The following is a 17,350-nucleotide window of genomic DNA, read 5'->3' on the forward strand; positions in this document are numbered from 1 at the left end:
CTCGCGTCGCGGGGGAGAAGTCTGCCCGCGATCGCCGCGCCTTCGAGCGGGGCGGCGAGCGAGTTCACGTGATCCAGGTGCCGGCGCAGTACACGCCGACCGTTGTCCCGACTCAGAACGTTGCGCCGTCCGCGCACAGGCGAAGGACCTGAGCCCACCAGCATCAGGCCACCTGAAGCCCACGAAGGCCGCGGACCCGTAACCGGATCCGCGGCCTTCGTGTTTGTTCGACCCGTTTTAGCAGGACAAACCCCATCGCAAGACCTGTGACAGGAGTCCACCTGATGTTGACCGCGACCGTCCCGATAGCCGGGACGCTGTCCGCTGAGGACCTGACCACCACCGGTGTCGCCAACTTGATCGACACCGCGCCGGACGCCGGCCTCGACCTTCCGTGCCGTACGAACAACCCGGACCTGTGGTTCGCCGACGCTCCCGCCGAGCTGGAGCAGGCGAAGGCGTTCTGCGCCACGTGCCCGGTGATCGCCGAGTGCCTGGCGGGCGCGCTCGCCCGGCACGAGCCCTGGGGGGTCTGGGGCGGCGAGATCTTCGAGCGCGGTGCCGTCATCGCGCGGAAGCGGCCCCGTGGCCGTCCGCGCAAGGACGCCGCTCCCGTTGTGCCCGCGGCGCCCGCCGCAACCACCACCGTCCGGGGGGCTACCGACCAGGAGGCCGCCGCGTGAACGGCTACCGCACCACCGCAGACGAAGCAGTGATCATCGAACTGAACTCGCGAGGTAACCCCATGTTGCTCGAAGAAAACCTGGCCAGATCGCGAATGCATGACGCCGAGGTATTCGCCCAACGGCAACGCGTGGCCCACCGCCTCGTCGTCGCCCGCCGGTGGCGGCGACTGGCCGGCTGGGCCCAGCGCAGGGCCCTGCTGAAGGCCCGCGCGATCTGAGCGAGCGGTGTGCTCCGAGCGGTCCCGGTGGTTCCGGGCCGCGGGTTCGGGGCCGCCGGTTCGGCGTCGCGGGGTTCGGTGCCGGTCGGCGAGACCGACACCGAACCCCGGACACGTGATCGCCGGCGCGGGTGAACGCCTCCTGCGTGACTGATGCCGTTCGACTCGGCCCGTCCTCCCCGGTTTCGAGGGGAGGGCGGGCCTTGTCGTAGGTACGGTCTGGGTGTGGCCGCTCACACTCATGACGGAATCGACTGGGCATCGCGCCTGACCACCTTGCGGCGGGCGGACGAACTCGACGCCGAGGCCGTGCGCGTGGTGGCGCGCCGGCTGGTCCGCTCGTTGCCCGACGACCCGACGGTGGTCGACGTCGGCAGTGGCGCGGGTGGCATGAGCGTCGCCCTTGTCGAAGCCCTGAACGCGCGCGGTGGTGGCACGGTGGTGCTCGTCGACGCCGTGCCGGAACTGCTCGACGCCGCGACGACCGCCGCCCGCGCCGCCGCGAGCTACGGGCACGACAACGCCACGCCCACGGTCAAGGTGCGACCGGTGCTGGCCGACGTCGCCGTCGAACGCCCGGCCGACCTCACCGACCCCGCGCACCTCGTGTGGGCGTCGCGCGTCGTCCACCACCTGCCCGACCAGCGGCAGGGCGTGGCGAACCTGGTGGACGCGCTCGCGCCCGGAGGCGTGCTCGCCCTCGGCGAGGGCGGCCTGGAGGGCCGGTTCCTGCCGTGGGACCTCGGCGTCGGCGAACCGGGGTTGCCGGAACGCCTGTCCGCCGCGCGGGCCGAGTGGTTCGTGCGCATGCGCGAGTCCATGGCCGACCGGGTGCGGCTGACCGTCGGCTGGAACACCGTGCTGGCCGAGGCCGGCCTGCTCGACGTGACCGCGTTCAGCTACCTCGTCGACCACCCGGCCCCCGCCAAGCAGGCGGTGCGGGAGTGGGCCGTCGAGCGGCTCCAGTGGTTGGCGGACGTCGGCGGTGACTTCCTGCACCCCGCGGACCGGCGCGCGGTCGAGCAGCTCCTCGACCCGCGGGACCCCGCGTACCTCGGTCTGCGCGACGACGTGTTCCTGCTCATCGCGAACACCGTGCACCTGGGTCGCAAGCCGTGAGCACCGCGGCCGGGGACGGGACCTGCGCGCGCTGCGGGCGGACCCGCGAGTCCGTCACGAACCCGGCCGAACTGCTGGCGTGGGTCCGCGAGCGGGACCGCGGGCACGACCAGTGGTTGTGCCACGTGTGCGCGCGGAACCACGTCCGCGACATCGAGGGCAAGCTGCCTGCCGACTACTGGTGATGGCGACTCCTTCCGGTGCTCATCGGGTAGGCGTGGACGGGCGGGACAGGGCGTGGAGGACCGCCCTGGGGGTGGCGGTGCCGCGGGTGCTGCCGGCGTCGAGTTCGGCGAGCAGTGCTGGTGTGGTGCAGACGCCCGACCTGAGCACGGCCGCCAGCAAGGCGCGTGTTCGGGCGGGGTGCGGTTCGGCGCGTGCCGCGTCGAGGACGGCCCGCACCGGGGGTGCCAGGGGTAAGCCGTCCTTCACCACCGGCCTGGGGAGGCGGGTGGTGCGCTCCAGCAGCACGTGGTGGTCGCCGGATCTTCGGCGGCCGGCCGGTTGGAGCACGTGCACGCGCGGTGGCAGGGGGAGTTCGGGGAAGCCTTGGGCGTGGAGGGCGTCCACACCGGTCAGGACCGCCTCCGGGCCGGCGTAGGCGAGCGCCGCCCGGACCCGCTCGGCCCGGGTGGGCGGTGCCGCGCCGAGCAGCAGCACGCCGGGCATGACGCGCTGCCACGGGCCGCCGGGACGGCAGCGCAGGTCGATCTTGTAGCGGGGCATGCCCGCGGCCTTCAGGTCCGAGGTCTTGATCACGTCCATGGGTCGAGCATCGGCCGGGGAGACGATCGCCGCCAGGACGGGATCGGGAACTGTGGACAACTTCGGGCCTGTGGACAACTCGCCCGCCTGGACGGCCGAAGTGGGATGGCTGGGGCGGGGTGGCGGAGGGTGCGGCCGGAAGTGGGGTGGCCGGGCGGCGTGGCGGAAGGTGCGTGCGGCCGGAAGTGGGGTGGCCGGGCGGCGGCCGAGGGTGCGGGCCGGGGTGGCCCGCGAGCGTGGGCCGGGGTGGCCGAGGTGCGGCCGGCGCTGGGAAGCGTGGCCGGCCGCCGGAGGCGTGGTGGGAGGTGTCAGTCGGCGAAGCCGGGTTGCCAGCGTTCCACGATCTCGCGCGCGGGGACGTGGGCGTCGAGTTGGCAGAGGATGCCGGTCGCGCCCAGGGTCACGCGGTGGATCAGGAGGTACTGCGGCGGCAGGTTCAGGGAGCGGCCCGTCTGGGAGTCGGGGCTGCGGAGGTCGCCCACGCGTTCGGCCTGCTTCTGCAGCCACTTCCGGGTGAAGTGGAAGGTCTCCGTGCGCAGCGGCTCCACGAAGGGGCCCAGGTAGTTCAGGACGTCCTCCTCCCGCAGTTCGGTGCCCGGGCGGATGAAGCGTTCGGACTTGAGCAGGTCCAGCAGGTCCTTCGAGCGGCCGTCCAGGGCGAGCCTGGTCATCAGGCCCAGGGTCTTGGGCAGGCCGTCGGGGAGGCGGGCCACGGCGCCGAAGTCCAGGACGCGCAGGCGGCCGTCCGCGCCGAGCATGAAGTTGCCGGGGTGCGGGTCGGCGTGGAGCAGGCCCGAGCGGCTCGGTGCGGAGAAGTGGAACTCCGACAGCAGCCGCCCGGCCAGGTCGCGTTCCTCGCGCTCACCCGATCGAATGATCTTCGACAGCGGCACGCCGTCGGTCCACTCGGTGACCATCACCTTGGGCGAACTGGCGACGACCTTGGGCACCAGCACGTGGTCGTCGCCCTCGAAGGCCTTGGCGAACACGCGCTGGCTCGCCGCCTCGGTCCGGTAGTCCAGCTCCTCCAGGTACCGGTCCCGCAACTCCTCCAGCAGCGGTTTCACCTCGGCGCCCGGCATGATCGCCTGCAACAGCCGGGAGAACCGCAGCAACTGCTTCAGGTCCGCCTGCAACGCCTCGTCGGCGCCCGGGTACTGCACCTTCACCGCCACGTCGCGGCCGTCGTGCCACACCGCGCGGTGCACCTGGCCGATCGACGCGGACGCCGCCGGCTCGTCGTCGAACGACGCGAACCGCTTCGCCCACCCCGACCCGAGCTGCTCGGCCAGCACCCGGTGCGTGGTGCGCGCGGGCATCGGCGGGGCGGCGGTCTGCAGCTTGGTCAGCGCCTCCCGGTACGGCTCGGCCAGCTCGTCCGGCACCGCGGCCTCGAACACGCTCAAGGCCTGCCCGAACTTCATGGCACCGCCCTTGAGCTGCCCCAACACCGCGAAGACCTGTTCCGCGGTCTTCGCCGACACCTCGGCGTTGACCTCCTCGGAACTGCGGCCTGCCAGCCGTTTGCCCCAGCCGCCCACGACCCGGCCGGCCACCCCGATGGGCAGGCTGGCCAGCTTCGCGGTGCGCTGCACGGCCTTGCGCGGGATCTCGCTCACCCGAAGATTCTCCCCCCGCCCCGACGAACGGAACGAACGACCTTGTCCACATCAGAACCTACACAGCGCACGCTGAGGACCGACTCACACAAGCGAGCGGCACTCACAGCGTGGGTGCACCGGCGCGATCCGGTGCTCCACGAGCCCGGCGAACGCGTTCACCTCCAGCGTGGCGTCCCACGTGGGCGGACGGGTGCGCGCGGTCGTCCCGTGGTCCAGCGCGAGCAGCGCCTGGGCCGCCGCGAGACCGGCCGTCGCGGTGACGGTGGCCAGGTCGCCGTGCTGCGGCCGGTCGACCAGCTGGGCGGCGAGCACCGGCCAGTCCCGGTCGGCGTCGGTCCGGTGCAGGTCGGCGCACCGCAGGCAGCTGCTGCGACCCGGCACCACCAGCGGCCCGACCACGCCCAGCCCCTCCCGGACCCGGACCGCCAGGTGCGGCGTGCCCGCCAGGAGCAGGCCGTGCGGCAGTTCGGGGCGGGGGACCGGGGCGTCGGCGAGCACCACCAGATCGGGTGCTTTCGTCCGCGGACCGGTCCGGACCGTGCCGCAAGCGCGTTGCAGGACGTCCAGGACGGCGTCGGAGCGGTACCGGCCGACGTCGTCCTCGGTGTACCCGGCGCCGGTGTCCTCCGGGCCGACGCGCCCCTGCGTGCCGACCCGGACGTGGCCGACGCCCGCGGCGGCGAGCAGGCCGGCGACCGCGCTGGTCAGGCGGGCCTGGCCGGGCACGAAGACGGACTTGGCGGCCCGCGCGGCGGCGAGTCCGGGCGCGGGGCGGCCGGTGCGCAACGCCCACGCGGTGGCCTCGGCGGCCAGGCGCGGGTGCGGCACGGGCACGGTCTCCTCGACCAGGCCGGTCGCGACCAGGGCGCGCAGCAACCGCACCCAGTCCTCCACCTGGTCGGCGGGCAACCGGTCGCACAGCTCGGCGTGGGTGTCCCGGCCGGAGAGGCCGAGCAGGGCCGCCGCCATCTGCGCCGTCAGGTCCTCGACCAGGACGGCGTGGCGGTCGTCGATGCCCAGCTGCACGGCGTCGTGGCGGCGGCGCAGCACGGGCAGGCCGGGCAGGACCCGGGGGCGGTGGGGTGGCGTCACGGCCGGCAGCTTGCCGCGACCCCGTGACCTGCGGCGAATCGGTTGTCCACAGGTTCGGGGGCTGTCCACAGCCGGCGTGGGCGGCCTTGACGGGTGGCCGGGCGCGTGGCCCGGCCACCACGCGGTCAGACCTTCGCCTTGCCCAGGATCCGGGTCACCGTGGTCCCGCAGACGGGGCACTTGCCCTTGGCCATCCTGCGGTTGTTGCTCTCGTGCACCTCGCCCGTGAAGTCACGCTTCTCACGGCACTTGACGCAGTAGCCGTTGTAGGTCTCGGCCACGGCTTCCTCCTCGCTTCGTGAGTGCGGAGCGATCTGCGCCACACTCGGGGGCTGCGCAGCACGCTACCTGTGCGGACGCGTCGCCGCTGCACGCCGCCTCCCGCGTGTCCAGCCGTCGTTCGGGCGAATCTGTTCCGCCGACCATCCACAGACCGCCGCTTGGCCGCCGCGGATTGTCGGTGTCGGGCCTTACCGTGATGCCCATGCCCGAACCGCAGGTGGAGGTACGGCGCAGCGCTCGGCGCCGTCGGATGGTGAGCGCGTACCGCGAGGGGGACACCGTCGTCGTCCTGCTGCCGGCGCGCATGAGCAAGAGCGAGGAGAAGCACTGGGTGGCGGAGATGCTCAGCCGCCTCCAGCGCAGCGAGACCCGCCGGCGTTCGCCCACGCGCACGTCCGACGCGGCCCTGCTCGCGCGCTGCGAGGAGCTGGCCGACCGCTACCTGGACGGGGTGCAGCCGAGCAGCGTGCGGTGGGTGCCGCCGATGCGCACCAGGTGGGCGTCCTGCACACCGAGCGAGGGCACGATCCGGATCAGCGAGCGGCTGCGCGACGTGCCCGCGTGGGTGCTGGACTACGTCCTGGTCCACGAACTGGCGCACCTGCGCGTGCCGGGGCACGGGAAGGACTTCTGGGACCTGGTCCACCGCTACCCGAAGTCCGAGCGGGCGATCGGCTACCTGGAGGGGCTCTCGGCCGCCGCGGGCCTGGGCATCACCGAGGAGGACTGAGCCGGAGCGCGAACGCCGACCCGCCCCGGAGGGGTGGGTCGGCGTTCTTCACACGATCGGGGGAGGTCAGTCCTCGCGCTTGCCGGCCTCAGGACCGTCGGACCCGGGGCCGTCCGAGTCCGGGGAGTCGGCGTCCGGGGACTCGGAGCCCGGGGAGTCGGCGGAGGAGTCGCGCAGGGTGCGCTCCAGCTCCGCGATCGGGTCTTCGAGGGCCTTGCGGGTCTGGCCGAACCGCTCCACGAACTCCATCGGGTCGTCCAGGTCCTCGGCGGTGGGCACCAGGTCGGGGTGCTCCCACACGCTGTCCCGCTGCTCGATCCCCTGCTGGTCGCCGAGCAGCTTCCACAGCGCCGCCGCCGACCGGTGCCGCCGGGGCCGCAGCTCCAGCCCGACCAGCGTGGCGAACGTCTGCTCCGCCGGACCGCCCGAGGCGCGCCGCCGCCGCAGCGTCTCCCGCAGCGCCTCCGCGCCCGGCAGCCGCTCGGTGACCGCCTCGGCCACCACGACGTCCACCCAGCCCTCGACCAGCGCGAGCAGCGTCTCCAGGCGGGTCAGCGCGGCCTTCTGCTCGGGCGTGGTCTGCGGTTCCAGCACGCCGGACTTCATGGCCTCCTCGATCGAGGCCGGGTTCGCCGGGTCCACCTGGCCCGCGAGCTGCTCCAGCGCCGAGGTGTCCACGGTGATGCCCCGCGCGAACTCCTCCACCGTGTCCAGCAACCGCTGCCGCAGCCACGGCACGTGGCTGAACAGCCGCTGGTGGGCGGCCTCGCGCGCGGCCAGGAACACCAGCACCTCGCTGGCCGGCCGCTCCAGGCCCTCGGTGAACTTCTCGATGTTCGCGGGCAGCAGCGCCGCGGTCCCCTCCGGACCCAGCGGCAGGCCCACCTCGGTGGAGGTCAGCACCTCGGACCCCAGCTGCGCCAGCGCGCCGCCCAGCTGCGACCCGAACGCCATGCCGCCCATCTGCCCCAGCATCGACAGCAACGGGCCGGCGGCCTCCTTGGCCTCCGCGGGCATGGCCTCGACCCACGCGCCGGACATCCGCCGCGCCACCGGGTCGCACAGCCGCTGCCACGTCGGCAGCGTGCGCTCCACCCAGTCGCGGGCGGTCCAGCCCTCGGCCTTGGTGGTGCCCGCGGGCAGCGCCGTGACCGGGTCGAGCCACATCTCCGCCAGGTGCACGGCGTCGGCCACCGCGCCGCTCTGGTCCGGGGCGAACCCCATGCCGCCCTTGCCCGCCAACTGCTGCAGGGCGATCTGCTTCGCGAGGTCGTAGTTGACCGGACCGGACGACGTGCCCGCGCCGCTGAACATCGCACCGAGCTGGCTCAGCATCGCGCCGAGCTGCGAGAAGTCGAACGGGTTGCCGCCCGGCTCCTGGGGCTTGCGGTCGCGGTCGTCGGGGTCCTGCGGGCTGAACCCGAAGGGCACGTCACTCATGCCACCACGGTACGCGGGACACAGGGCGTGCGCGGGACCGGTTCGCCCACGGCGTGAGGGGGTGGTGCGTACCCTGTCGGGCGTGAGCGAAGGCACCGACACCGTCGTGGAACAGCCGACCCCTCCGCCCGCCCCGGCGCGGCGCGGCCTGACCCGGCGGACGTGGACGCTGGTGGTCAGCCTGGCGGTGGTGCTCGGCCTCGGCCTGCTCGGCGGGTTCGCGCGGGTGCCGTACGTGGCGCTCGGGCCCGGCCCGACCTACGACACGCTCAGCCAGGTCAACGGCGCGGACGTGGTGCACATCGAGCGCCAGCAGACGTTCCCGACCAACGGCACGCTCACCATGACCACGGTGTCGCTCACCGACGACGTGTCCCTGTTCGGCGCGCTGGGCCTGTGGGTCAGCGGCCGGTACGCGCTCGCGCCGCGCGAGGAGTTCTTCCGGCCCGGCGAGTCCGAGCAGGAGGTCCGCGACCAGAACGTGAAGGCCTTCCAGGACTCGCAGACCAGCGCCGAGGTCGCCGCGCTGCGCTACCTGCAGTACCCGATGAAGGTCGTCGCCGCCGAGGTCACCAAGGGCAGCGCCGCGGACAACGTGATCCAGCCCAACGACCGCCTGCTCGCGGTCAACGGCAAGGAGGTCGCGCAGTACGAGGACGTCCGCACGGCGTTGGAGGGCACCAAGCCCGGCGACCAGGTGGACATCACCTTCCAGCGCGAGTCCGCCCGCCAGACCGCCCGGGTGACCCTGGGCAAGCAGGACGACCGGCAGAACGGGTTCCTCGGCGTGCTCCCGGTGGACCGCGCGGACGTGGACTTCGACATCAAGATCAGCCTGTCCGACGTCGGCGGCCCGTCCGCGGGCCTGCTCTTCGCGCTGTCCATCGTCGACAAGCTGACGCCGGGCGAGCTCAACGGCGGCCAGTCCGTCGCGGGCACCGGCGAGATCGACGACAAGGGCAACGTCGGCCGCATCGGCGGCATCAACTTCAAGATGGTGGCCGCGCACGAGGCCGGCGCGAAGACCTTCCTCGTGCCGGCCGGCAACTGCGACGAGGCCAAGCAGCACGCCCCCGAGGGCATGAAGCTGGTCAAGGTGGAGAAGCTCGCCGACGCCGTCTCCTCGCTGGAGGCGATCAACGCCGGCCGCGACTTCCCGACCTGCTAGCTCACGGCTTCAGCGTCTCCAGCAGGGCGTGGGTGAGGTTCGGCGCCAGCTCCGGGTGCTCCACGACCTCCTCGGGGACCTCCACGCTGCCGCGCAGCCGCAGCACGCACGCCGCCGACCCGTCCCGCAGCACGGCCGCCACCAGGCGCGCCTCCCGCCGCTGGGGGTGCTCGGCCGCGAACCGCCGCGCCGCCTCGTCGTCCAGCTCCTCCTCCGACAGGGCCTCCTCGGCCTCCGGCGGCAGGACGACGATCTCCTGGGCCAGCGCGCAACCGTGCACGACCTCCGGCCACACGATGCCGGCCAGCGCCTGGTCGAGCTGGTCGGACGGCAGCGCGTCCTGCGCGATCGGGGTCAGCGGCGCGGACAGCGGGTCGAGCTGACCGGCCAGCTCCGGCTGCTGCGCGAGCAGGTCGGTGGTCGGGACCAGCGCGAACAGCTGCGGCGGCTGGTTCCACCCGGCGGCGGACACGAACTGTTCGACCTCTCGGGCCACGGCGGGCAGCGCGACGGTCGGCTTCTCACTGGCTGGCACGCCCGCCATGGTCCCATCCACCCGAATCGACCGACCGAACGGGGAACCCTCGGCGGCCTCCGTACAGTTGGACAGAACGTACGAAAGCCATTACCGCGATCCAGGAGCGTGCCCAGTGGCCACTCGGCCCCCGGTCGGACTGCCCAGGCTGTCCCGTCGAAGCCGGATTCTGCTCATCGTCGGTGCGGTGGTCCTGGTCGGTCTGATCACCGGCTCCAGGTTGCTCGGCACCTACGTCAACTGGCTGTGGTTCGGCGAGGTCGGCTTCCGCAGCGTCTACGGAACCGTGCTGGCGACCCGCTTCGGGTTGTTCTTCGCGGTCGGGGCGCTGGTCGGCGGGCTCGTCGCGCTCAACCTCATCCTCGCCTACCGCACCCGGCCGGTGTTCGTGCCGGTGTCCGGGCCCGACGACCCGGTGGCCCGCTACCGCGCGGTCGTGACCCGGCGGATGCGGCTGTTCGCCATCGGCCTGCCGCTGTTGGTGGGCCTGATCGCGGGCACCTCGGCGCAGGGCGACTGGCAGCACTTCCAGCTGTTCCTCAACTCGGTGCCGTTCGGCGCGGAGGACGCCGAGTTCAAGCACGACATCAGCTTCTACGCCTTCGAGCTGCCCTTCTACTCCTGGCTGCTGTCGTGGCTGTTCATCGCGACCGCGGTGTCGTTCGTGGGCGCGGTGGTGGCGCACTACCTGTTCGGCGGCATCCGGCTCGCGGGCCGCGGCGGCCAGCTCTCCGGGCCGGCGCGCACCCACCTGTCCATCGTGGCGGGTGTGTTCGTGTTGCTCAAGGCGGTGGCGTACTTCTTCGACCGGTACCAACTGCTGTTCAGCGACCGCAACGACAAGTTCATCGGCGCCACCTACACCGACCTGAACGCGGTGCTGCCGGCCAAGCTGATCCTGCTCTGCATCGCGGTGTTCTGCGCCCTGGCGTTCTTCGCCGGCGCCATCCTGCGCAACCTCCAGCTCCCGGCGATCGCGACGGTGCTGCTGGTCCTGTCGAGCATCCTGGTCGGCGCGGCGTGGCCCGCGGTGCTGGAGCAGTTCTCGGTGCGGCCCAACGCCATCGAGAAGGAAGCCGAATCGATCAGCCGCAACATCTCGGCGACCAAGGAAGCGTTCGGGCTCACCGACGACAAGGTGGAGACCAAGCCCTACGAGGGCAAGCAGAACGTCTCGCTGGACGAGCTGAAGAACGACCAGGCGACGCTGGGCAACATCCGCCTGCTCGACCCGGCCGTGATCTCCAAGACCTTCACCCAGTTCCAGCAGCTGCGCCCGTTCTACGCGTTCCCGGAGAAGCTCGACGTCGACCGGTACAAAGTGGACGGCCAGCTCCAGGACTACATCGTGGCCGTGCGCGAGCTGCAGACCTCCGGCATCCCGGAGGGCCAGCGCGACTGGATCAACCAGCACCTGATCTACACGCACGGCAACGGCATGGTGTTCGCCGAGGCCAGCAAGATCAACTCGCCGGCCGACCAGGGCGGCAACGGCGGTTACCCGGTGTTCGAGGTGGCCGAGGTGGACCCGGAGGGCAAGGTCAAGCCGGGCCCGTTCGGCGTGCAGCAGCCGCGCACGTACTTCGGTGAGCTGGGCAGCGCGGCCGACTACGCCATCGTCGGTGGCCGCGGCGAGGGTTCGCCGGGCGAGTACGACACCGACCGCGCCTCCTACACCTACGACGGCAAGGGGGGCGTCCGGATCGGCGGCATCTTCAACAAGCTGGTCTTCGCCGCCGCCTACGGCGAGCGCAACATCCTGTTCAACTCGGCCATCGGCGAGGACTCGCGCATCATCTTCAACCGCCACCCGCGCGACCGCGTCGAGGCCGTGGCGCCGTGGCTGACCGTGGACGCCGACCCGTACCCGGCGGTCGTGGACGGCCGCATCACGTGGATCGTCGACGGCTACACCACGCTGGAGAACTACCCGTACGCGCGCCGCACGTCCCTGGCGGCGGCCACGAACGACTCGCTGCCCGGCAGCATCCAGCAGCCGAACAAGCAGGTCAGCTACATCCGCAACTCGGTCAAGGCCACCGTGGACGCCTACGACGGCACGGTGACCCTGTACCAGATGGACGACAAGGACCCGGTGCTCAAGGCGTGGATGGGCGTCTTCCCGGGCACGGTGAAGCCGGGCAGCGAGATGTCCCCGTCGCTGCGCGAGCACCTGCGCTACCCCGAGGACCTGTTCAAGGTGCAGCGCGACACGCTGGCCCGCTACCACGTCGACGCGCCGCGCGACTTCTACTCGGGCGTGTCGTTCTGGGGCGTGCCGTCCGACCCGACCGTGGACAACGCCACGACGGTCGAGCAGCAGCAACAGGGCAGCCAGCAGCAGCGCGACCAGCAGCCGCCGTTCTACGTCCTGGCGGGCGACCCGACCGGTGACCCGAACAAGGTGAGCTTCCAGCTCACCAGCGCCCTGGTCCGGCAGAACCGCGAGTTCATGGCGTCCTACGTCAGCGTGCGGTCCGACCCGGACAACTACGGGAAGATGAGCGTGCTCACGCTCAACAACGAGGCCAAGGGTCCGCAGCAGATCCAGACCCAGTTCCTCACCTCCGGCGAGGTGTCGGGCGAGCTGAACCTGCTCACCCAGCGCCAGACCAAGGTGGTCTACGGCAACCTGCTGACCCTCCCGGTCGGCGGCGGCCTGCTCTACGTGGAGCCCATCTACATCGAACGGGCCAGCCAGAACACCCAGTTCCCGCAGTTGTTCAAGGTCCTGGTGAGCTTCGGCGACAAGGTCGGCTACGCCTCCACGCTGAAGGAGGCGCTGGAGAAGGTGCTCACGGGCGCCTCGGCGAACCTGCCCGACCAGCCGGGCACCCAGCCGCCGGGCACCACGCCGCCGACGACCACCACGCCGCCCACCAACGGCAACGGGCAGTCGTCGGAGCTGCAGCAGGCGGTGCGCGACATCCAGAGCGCCCTGGCGGCCATCAAGACCGCGCAGAGCAACGGCGACTTCGCCGCCCTGGGCAACGCGTACAAGGCCCTGGACGAGGCGACCAAGCGGTTCGAGGCGGCCAGCGCCGCCGCCAACCAGCCGCCGCCGTCGTCCGTCCAGCCCTCGCCGACGCCGACCGGCTGAGCGGATCGGGTGGCCTGGGACACGTCCGGGCCACCCGATTTGCATCCTCGGTTAATCCCGCGTAGAGTTCGTATTACCGACGCGGGGTGGAGCAGCTCGGTAGCTCGCTGGGCTCATAACCCAGAGGTCGCAGGTTCAAATCCTGTCCCCGCTACCAAAGCGAAGGCCCCCTCTCCGGCGAAAGCCGAGGAGGGGGCCTTTTGCGTGGTCAGGGGTGCCGCGCGGCGGGAAACGACCCCCCGTGAAAAGGGGTTCGCGCGGTGGTGTAGAGTGGGTTTTACCCAACGCGGGGTGGAGCAGCTCGGTAGCTCGCTGGGCTCATAACCCAGAGGTCGCAGGTTCAAATCCTGTCCCCGCTACTAAAACGAAGGCCCCCTCTCCGGCGAAACCGGAGAGGGGGCCTTTCGCTTCCCCTGGGCTCAGGTCATGTTCTCCGCCCAGTACTGCGCGCACACCAGCGAGCAGACGCGACCCTCGCCGCTCACCGTCCGGTGCCGCCGGATCTGCTTGCCGCAGACCATGCACTCGTCCTTGCCCGCCTGTTCCGGGATCGATCCGCTGGCCCAGGCGCGGGCGCTCTTGACGACCTTGGCTTCCATCCACTTGATGCCCACCGGTACCTCCCAGGAACTAACGCCTACGTGGAGTGATGATCCCAGCACTGGACGTATCCGCCAGACCAGGAGCGCGACATCACCGGGTCGTGCTAAGGGTGACGCCCCGAACCAAGACCAACAGAGCGCCCAGTGATGTTTGAGTTGCCGTTCGGGTGAACGCAAAAGTGCGGTTTCCCTTGCGCGGCAACCATTTTCCACGCGGGCTGGACACCGGCGGTCAAGCGGCCGAAAGCGTGGCGCTTGATCAGGTCGTCGTCACGCACCGAAGCTTCTCGTTGCTCCGCATGGCCCAACACCACTAGCCCGTGATCAGCCACAGTGGACAGAACGGCTGACCATTGTGGACAGCCGCACTCGAAAGTGGCACCGTTGACGTCGTGTCGGACCTGAACGCGACTGCCGCCGCCCTGCTCGGGCTGCTGCACGACGGACCCAAGACCGGTGGCCAGCTCGTGGCTGAGGCCGGAGAGCGCTTCGGCGCCTTCTTCAGCGTCACCCGGAGCCAGGTCTACCGCGAGCTGCCCGCACTTGCCGACGCCGGTCTCCTGCGCCTCGGCAAGCAGGGCCCGCGCTCCAGTCAGCAGTACGTGCTGACCGCAGCGGGCAAGAAGGCCTTCAAGAACTGGCTGCTCTCCGAACCCGGCCCGGACCACCTGCGCAGCCCGCTCATCCTGCGGCTGGTGCACGCGGGCTCGCTCACGGCCAAGCAGCGCCAGGCGCTGGTCGACGCGGCCCGCGCGAGCTACGGCGCCGCCCAGGAGGCCGCCAAGACGGCGGTGAAGACCGCCGAGGACGCCTACGCGAAGGCGGTCGCCGAGTTCGGCCTCGCCCACGCCAAGGCCGTCCTCAAGCTGCTCGACGCCATCCCGACCGGCTGAACCGGCGGGTCCGGTGGGCCGAAGCGCGCCGACCGGTCGCACTCCGCGACCGGTCCTGGCGTAATCTTCTGCCGTGAACCCGGACGTCGAAGCAGACATCAAGGACCTCTCCGCCACGCTCGCGAGCATCGAGGCGGTGATGGACCTCGACTCGCTGCGCGCCCAGGTCGCGGAGCTGGAGGAGCAGGCGGCCCGCCCCGACCTGTGGGACGACCAGGAGAAGGCGCAGCGCGTCACCAGCCAGCTCTCCCACAAGCAGGGTGAACTGCGCCGCGTCACCGGCCTGCGGGACCGCCTCGACGACCTCGGCGTGCTCTACGAGCTCGCCGAGGACGAGGGCGACGCGGGCAGCCTCGCCGAGGCCGACGCCGAGCGCGCCAAGCTGCGCGAGGAGATCTCGTCCCTGGAGGTCCGGACCCTGCTGTCCGGCGAGTACGACGAGCGCAACGCCCTGGTCACGATCCGTGCCGAGGCGGGCGGCGTGGACGCGGCGGACTTCGCCGAGATGCTCCTGCGCATGTACTCGCGCTGGGCGGAGCGCCACGGCTACGCCGTCGACGTGTTCGACACCTCCTACGCCGAGGAGGCGGGCATCAAGTCCGCCACCTTCCGCGTCACCGCGCCCTACGCCTACGGCACGCTCAGCGTCGAGCAGGGCACGCACCGGCTCGTGCGCATCTCGCCGTTCGACAACCAGGGCCGCCGGCAGACGTCGTTCGCGGGCGTCGAGGTGGTGCCCGTGGTCGAGCAGTCCGACCACGTCGACATCGACGAGAAGGACCTGCGGGTGGACGTCTACCGCTCGTCCGGCCCCGGCGGCCAGGGCGTGAACACGACCGACTCGGCGGTGCGCATCACGCACATCCCGACCGGCATCGTCGTGTCCTGCCAGAACGAGCGCAGCCAGTTGCAGAACAAGGCCACCGCGATGGCCGTCCTGCAGGCCAAGCTGCTGGAGCGGCAGCGGCAGGAGGAGCAGGCCAAGATGGACGCCCTCAAGGACACCGGGTCCAGCTGGGGCAACCAGATGCGCTCCTACGTGCTGCACCCGTACCAGATGGTCAAGGACCTGCGCACCGAGCACGAGGTGGGCAACCCCTCGGCCGTGCTCGACGGCGAGATCGACGACTTCCTGGAGGCCGGCATCCGCTGGCGCAAGCAGCGCCAGAGCGCCTAGGCCGCCCGAGGGCCGGTCGGCCCGCACCGCCGACCGGCCCCACACGGCAGCCGGCCCCACACGGCAGCCGGCCCCACACGGCAGCCGGGCCGCCGCCGCAGCCGGGCCGACACCGCAGCCGGGCCGACACCGCAGCCGGGCCGTCGCGTCGGGCTGTCGTGAAACGCCGTGGTTGACCCGTTCGTGATCGGTTCGTGATCGGTCAAGCCGCCCCCGCGGAGCCGCTAAGACGGGCGAGACGGAGGCTTTACCCAGGCCACGGGTAGACTCCCCCGTCGTGATTCGCCTCGAACACGTGTCCAAGGTCTACAAGACCTCCACGCGCCCCGCGCTCGACAACGTCTCCGTCGAGGTCGACAAGGGTGAGTTCGTGTTCCTGATCGGGCCTTCGGGGTCCGGCAAATCCACGTTCCTGCGCCTGCTGCTCCGCGAGGAAGTGCCGAGCAAGGGCCGCGTGTACGTGTCGAACTTCGACGTGGCCAAGATGTCCCGGCGCAGGGTCCCCCGCCTGCGCCAGTCCATCGGCTGCGTGTTCCAGGACTTCCGGCTGCTGACCAACAAGACCGTGGCGGAGAACGTCGCGTTCGCGCTGGAGGTCATCGGCAAGCCGCGCAACACCATCGTCAAGGTGGTGCCCGAGGTGCTCCAGCTGGTCGGCCTGGACGGCAAGGCCGACCGCATGCCGCACGAGCTGTCCGGCGGCGAGCAGCAACGGGTCGCGATCGCGCGGGCGTTCGTCAACCGGCCGCTGGTGCTGCTGGCCGACGAGCCCACCGGCAACCTGGACCCGGACACGAGCCAGGACATCATGCTGCTGCTGGAGCGGATCAACCGCACCGGCACGACGGTGCTGATGGCCACCCACGACCACTCCATCGTCGACTCCATGCGCCGCCGCGTGGTCGAGCTGGACCACGGCCGCATCATCCGCGACGACGCGCGGGGTGTTTACGGCGTGGGCCGCTAACCCCTACCCCCGACCAGCGAGGACCGTAACCCCCCGATGCGTACCAGCTTCGTCTTCAGCGAGGTCGTCACCGGTCTGCGCCGGAACGTCACGATGACCATCGCGATGATCCTGACGACCGCGATCTCGCTCTTCATGCTCGGCGTCGGCCTGCTCATCGTCCGCATGGTCGACAAGGTGCAGGACAACTACCAGAGCAAGCTCGAAGTGTCGGTCCTGCTCACCAACGACGTCAGCGCGAGCGACAAGGACTGCGCGCAACAGCCGTGCGCGGGCCTGCGCAGCGCGTTGGAGACCACGTCCGGGGTGGAGACGGTGGTCTACGAGAACCGCGAGAAGGGCTACGAGCGGTTCAAGCAGATCTTCGAGGCGCAGCCGGAGCTGGTGAAGCTGGCCCGGCCGGAGGCGATCCCCGCCACGTTCCGGGTCAAGCTGGAGGACCCGGAGCGCGCGGACGTGATCGTGCAGGCGTTCAGCGGCAAGGCGGGCGTGAAGGCGGTCAACGACCAGGGCGAGTTCCTGGGCCGGCTGATCGACCTGTTCAACGGCGGGCGCAACATCGTGCTCGGGTTCGCGCTCATCCAGACCGTCGCGGCGCTGTTGCTGATCTCCAACACCATCCAGGTGTCGGCGTTCACCAGACGCACCGAGGTCGGCATCATGCGCCTGGTGGGCGCGACGCGGTGGTACACGCAGCTGCCGTTCCTCATCGAGGCGGTGGTGGCGGGTGTCATCGGCGCCGTGGTGGGCATCGGGCTGCTGTTGGGGCTGGCGTTCGGCGCGACCAGGGTGTCCGGCAACCTGATGGACTCGCAGATCCTGCCGTCCATGGGCATGTTGGACGTGGTGGTGGTGTCGCCCATCCTGCTCGGCGTCGCCGTGCTCATCTCGGCGCTGACGGGTTACGTCACCCTGCGGTTGTACGTGCGCATTTAATGCCTGGCGTGGTCACGT

Annotated in this window: 18 protein-coding genes and 2 tRNA genes; 13 read left to right on the top strand and 7 right to left on the bottom strand. The window is 71.1% G+C overall.

Annotation, left to right across the window (positions count from 1 at the left end; translation table 11 throughout):
* Positions 1 to 284: 284 nt before the first annotated feature.
* From AB0A74_RS12545 to AB0A74_RS12560, 4 genes are all read left to right on the top strand, one after another.
* On the top strand, positions 285 to 683 hold the full coding sequence (locus AB0A74_RS12545) for a WhiB family transcriptional regulator (protein ID WP_358248914.1): 399 nt from the start codon (positions 285 to 287) through the stop codon (positions 681 to 683).
* Complete coding sequence (locus AB0A74_RS12550; protein WP_358248915.1) at positions 680 to 904, top strand: hypothetical protein; 225 nt, start codon at positions 680 to 682, stop codon at positions 902 to 904. Before AB0A74_RS12545 ends, AB0A74_RS12550 begins: the two co-directional genes overlap by 4 nt.
* 225 nt (positions 905 to 1,129) lie before the next feature.
* A complete protein-coding gene (locus AB0A74_RS12555) occupies positions 1,130 to 2,023 on the top strand; it encodes a class I SAM-dependent methyltransferase (protein ID WP_358248916.1) in 894 nt (297 codons plus the stop codon).
* A complete protein-coding gene (locus AB0A74_RS12560; protein ID WP_358248917.1) occupies positions 2,020 to 2,208 on the top strand; it encodes a hypothetical protein in 189 nt (62 codons plus the stop codon). The genes AB0A74_RS12555 and AB0A74_RS12560 overlap by 4 nt, the downstream gene beginning before the upstream one ends.
* 19 nt (positions 2,209 to 2,227) lie before the next feature.
* Here AB0A74_RS12560 and AB0A74_RS12565 read toward each other — a convergent pair whose 3' ends face one another.
* The 4 genes from AB0A74_RS12565 to AB0A74_RS12580 all read right to left on the bottom strand — a co-directional run bounded on the left by AB0A74_RS12565 (position 2,228) and on the right by AB0A74_RS12580 (position 5,783).
* On the bottom strand, positions 2,228 to 2,788 hold the full coding sequence (locus AB0A74_RS12565; RefSeq protein WP_358248918.1) for a hypothetical protein: 561 nt from the start codon (positions 2,786 to 2,788) through the stop codon (positions 2,228 to 2,230).
* 308 nt (positions 2,789 to 3,096) lie between these two features.
* The gene (locus tag AB0A74_RS12570) at positions 3,097 to 4,407 is read right to left on the bottom strand and encodes an AarF/UbiB family protein (protein WP_358248919.1); all 1,311 of its coding nucleotides are present in this window, start codon (positions 4,405 to 4,407) and stop codon (positions 3,097 to 3,099) included.
* A gap of 84 nt (positions 4,408 to 4,491) precedes the next feature.
* Complete coding sequence (locus tag AB0A74_RS12575) at positions 4,492 to 5,502, bottom strand: thiamine biosynthesis protein ThiF (protein WP_358248920.1); 1,011 nt, start codon at positions 5,500 to 5,502, stop codon at positions 4,492 to 4,494.
* Between the two features lie 125 nt (positions 5,503 to 5,627).
* Positions 5,628 to 5,783: a DUF5679 domain-containing protein gene (locus tag AB0A74_RS12580; protein ID WP_015098458.1), complete on the bottom strand. Its 156-nt coding sequence runs from the start codon at positions 5,781 to 5,783 to the stop codon at positions 5,628 to 5,630.
* A gap of 203 nt (positions 5,784 to 5,986) precedes the next feature.
* On the opposite strand from AB0A74_RS12580, the gene AB0A74_RS12585 reads away from it, so the two are divergent.
* The gene (locus AB0A74_RS12585; RefSeq protein WP_343937997.1) at positions 5,987 to 6,514 is read left to right on the top strand and encodes a M48 family metallopeptidase; all 528 of its coding nucleotides are present in this window, start codon (positions 5,987 to 5,989) and stop codon (positions 6,512 to 6,514) included.
* A gap of 66 nt (positions 6,515 to 6,580) precedes the next feature.
* Here AB0A74_RS12585 and AB0A74_RS12590 read toward each other — a convergent pair whose 3' ends face one another.
* Positions 6,581 to 7,954: a zinc-dependent metalloprotease gene (locus tag AB0A74_RS12590; RefSeq protein ID WP_358248921.1), complete on the bottom strand. Its 1,374-nt coding sequence runs from the start codon at positions 7,952 to 7,954 to the stop codon at positions 6,581 to 6,583.
* A gap of 82 nt (positions 7,955 to 8,036) precedes the next feature.
* Here AB0A74_RS12590 and AB0A74_RS12595 point away from each other — a divergent pair, with 82 nt between their 5' ends.
* Positions 8,037 to 9,122 carry a PDZ domain-containing protein gene (locus AB0A74_RS12595; RefSeq protein ID WP_358248922.1) on the top strand — a complete coding sequence of 362 codons (1,086 nt, stop codon included), beginning with the start codon at positions 8,037 to 8,039 and terminating at the stop codon, positions 9,120 to 9,122.
* Position 9,123: 1 nt separating this feature from the next.
* Here AB0A74_RS12595 and AB0A74_RS12600 read toward each other — a convergent pair whose 3' ends face one another.
* Positions 9,124 to 9,666 (bottom strand): PPA1309 family protein, encoded by a 543-nt coding sequence (locus tag AB0A74_RS12600; protein WP_358248923.1) that lies wholly within the window; start codon positions 9,664 to 9,666, stop codon positions 9,124 to 9,126.
* A gap of 106 nt (positions 9,667 to 9,772) precedes the next feature.
* Between AB0A74_RS12600 and AB0A74_RS12605 the strand changes: the two genes are divergently transcribed.
* The 3 genes from AB0A74_RS12605 (at position 9,773) to AB0A74_RS12615 (ending at position 13,116) form a co-directional block, all read left to right on the top strand.
* On the top strand, positions 9,773 to 12,757 hold the full coding sequence (locus AB0A74_RS12605; RefSeq protein WP_358248924.1) for a UPF0182 family protein: 2,985 nt from the start codon (positions 9,773 to 9,775) through the stop codon (positions 12,755 to 12,757).
* 80 nt (positions 12,758 to 12,837) lie between these two features.
* A tRNA-Met gene (locus AB0A74_RS12610) sits at positions 12,838 to 12,914 on the top strand.
* A gap of 128 nt (positions 12,915 to 13,042) precedes the next feature.
* A tRNA-Met gene (locus tag AB0A74_RS12615) sits at positions 13,043 to 13,116 on the top strand.
* Between the two features lie 60 nt (positions 13,117 to 13,176).
* Here the strand turns inward: AB0A74_RS12615 and AB0A74_RS12620 are convergent.
* Positions 13,177 to 13,371, bottom strand: a complete 195-nt coding sequence (locus AB0A74_RS12620; RefSeq protein ID WP_121222664.1) for a hypothetical protein — start codon at positions 13,369 to 13,371, stop codon at positions 13,177 to 13,179.
* A 380-nt stretch (positions 13,372 to 13,751) separates the two neighbouring features.
* Here AB0A74_RS12620 and AB0A74_RS12625 point away from each other — a divergent pair, with 380 nt between their 5' ends.
* The 4 genes from AB0A74_RS12625 (at position 13,752) to ftsX (ending at position 17,332) form a co-directional block, all read left to right on the top strand.
* The gene (locus AB0A74_RS12625) at positions 13,752 to 14,252 is read left to right on the top strand and encodes a helix-turn-helix transcriptional regulator (RefSeq protein ID WP_309116518.1); all 501 of its coding nucleotides are present in this window, start codon (positions 13,752 to 13,754) and stop codon (positions 14,250 to 14,252) included.
* A 73-nt stretch (positions 14,253 to 14,325) separates the two neighbouring features.
* Positions 14,326 to 15,429 carry a peptide chain release factor 2 gene (gene prfB / locus AB0A74_RS12630; RefSeq protein ID WP_358248925.1) on the top strand — a complete coding sequence of 368 codons (1,104 nt, stop codon included), beginning with the start codon at positions 14,326 to 14,328 and terminating at the stop codon, positions 15,427 to 15,429.
* Positions 15,430 to 15,706: 277 nt separating this feature from the next.
* Positions 15,707 to 16,396, top strand: a complete 690-nt coding sequence (gene ftsE / locus AB0A74_RS12635; protein WP_121222658.1) for a cell division ATP-binding protein FtsE — start codon at positions 15,707 to 15,709, stop codon at positions 16,394 to 16,396.
* A gap of 36 nt (positions 16,397 to 16,432) precedes the next feature.
* Entirely contained in the window at positions 16,433 to 17,332 is a 900-nt protein-coding gene (gene ftsX / locus AB0A74_RS12640) for a permease-like cell division protein FtsX (protein WP_358248926.1), read from the top strand.
* The last annotated feature ends 18 nt before the right edge of the window (positions 17,333 to 17,350 follow it).

Source organism: Saccharothrix sp. NPDC042600 (assembly GCF_040647305.1).
In the GTDB taxonomy this organism is placed as follows: domain Bacteria; phylum Actinomycetota; class Actinomycetes; order Mycobacteriales; family Pseudonocardiaceae; genus Actinosynnema; species Actinosynnema mutabilis.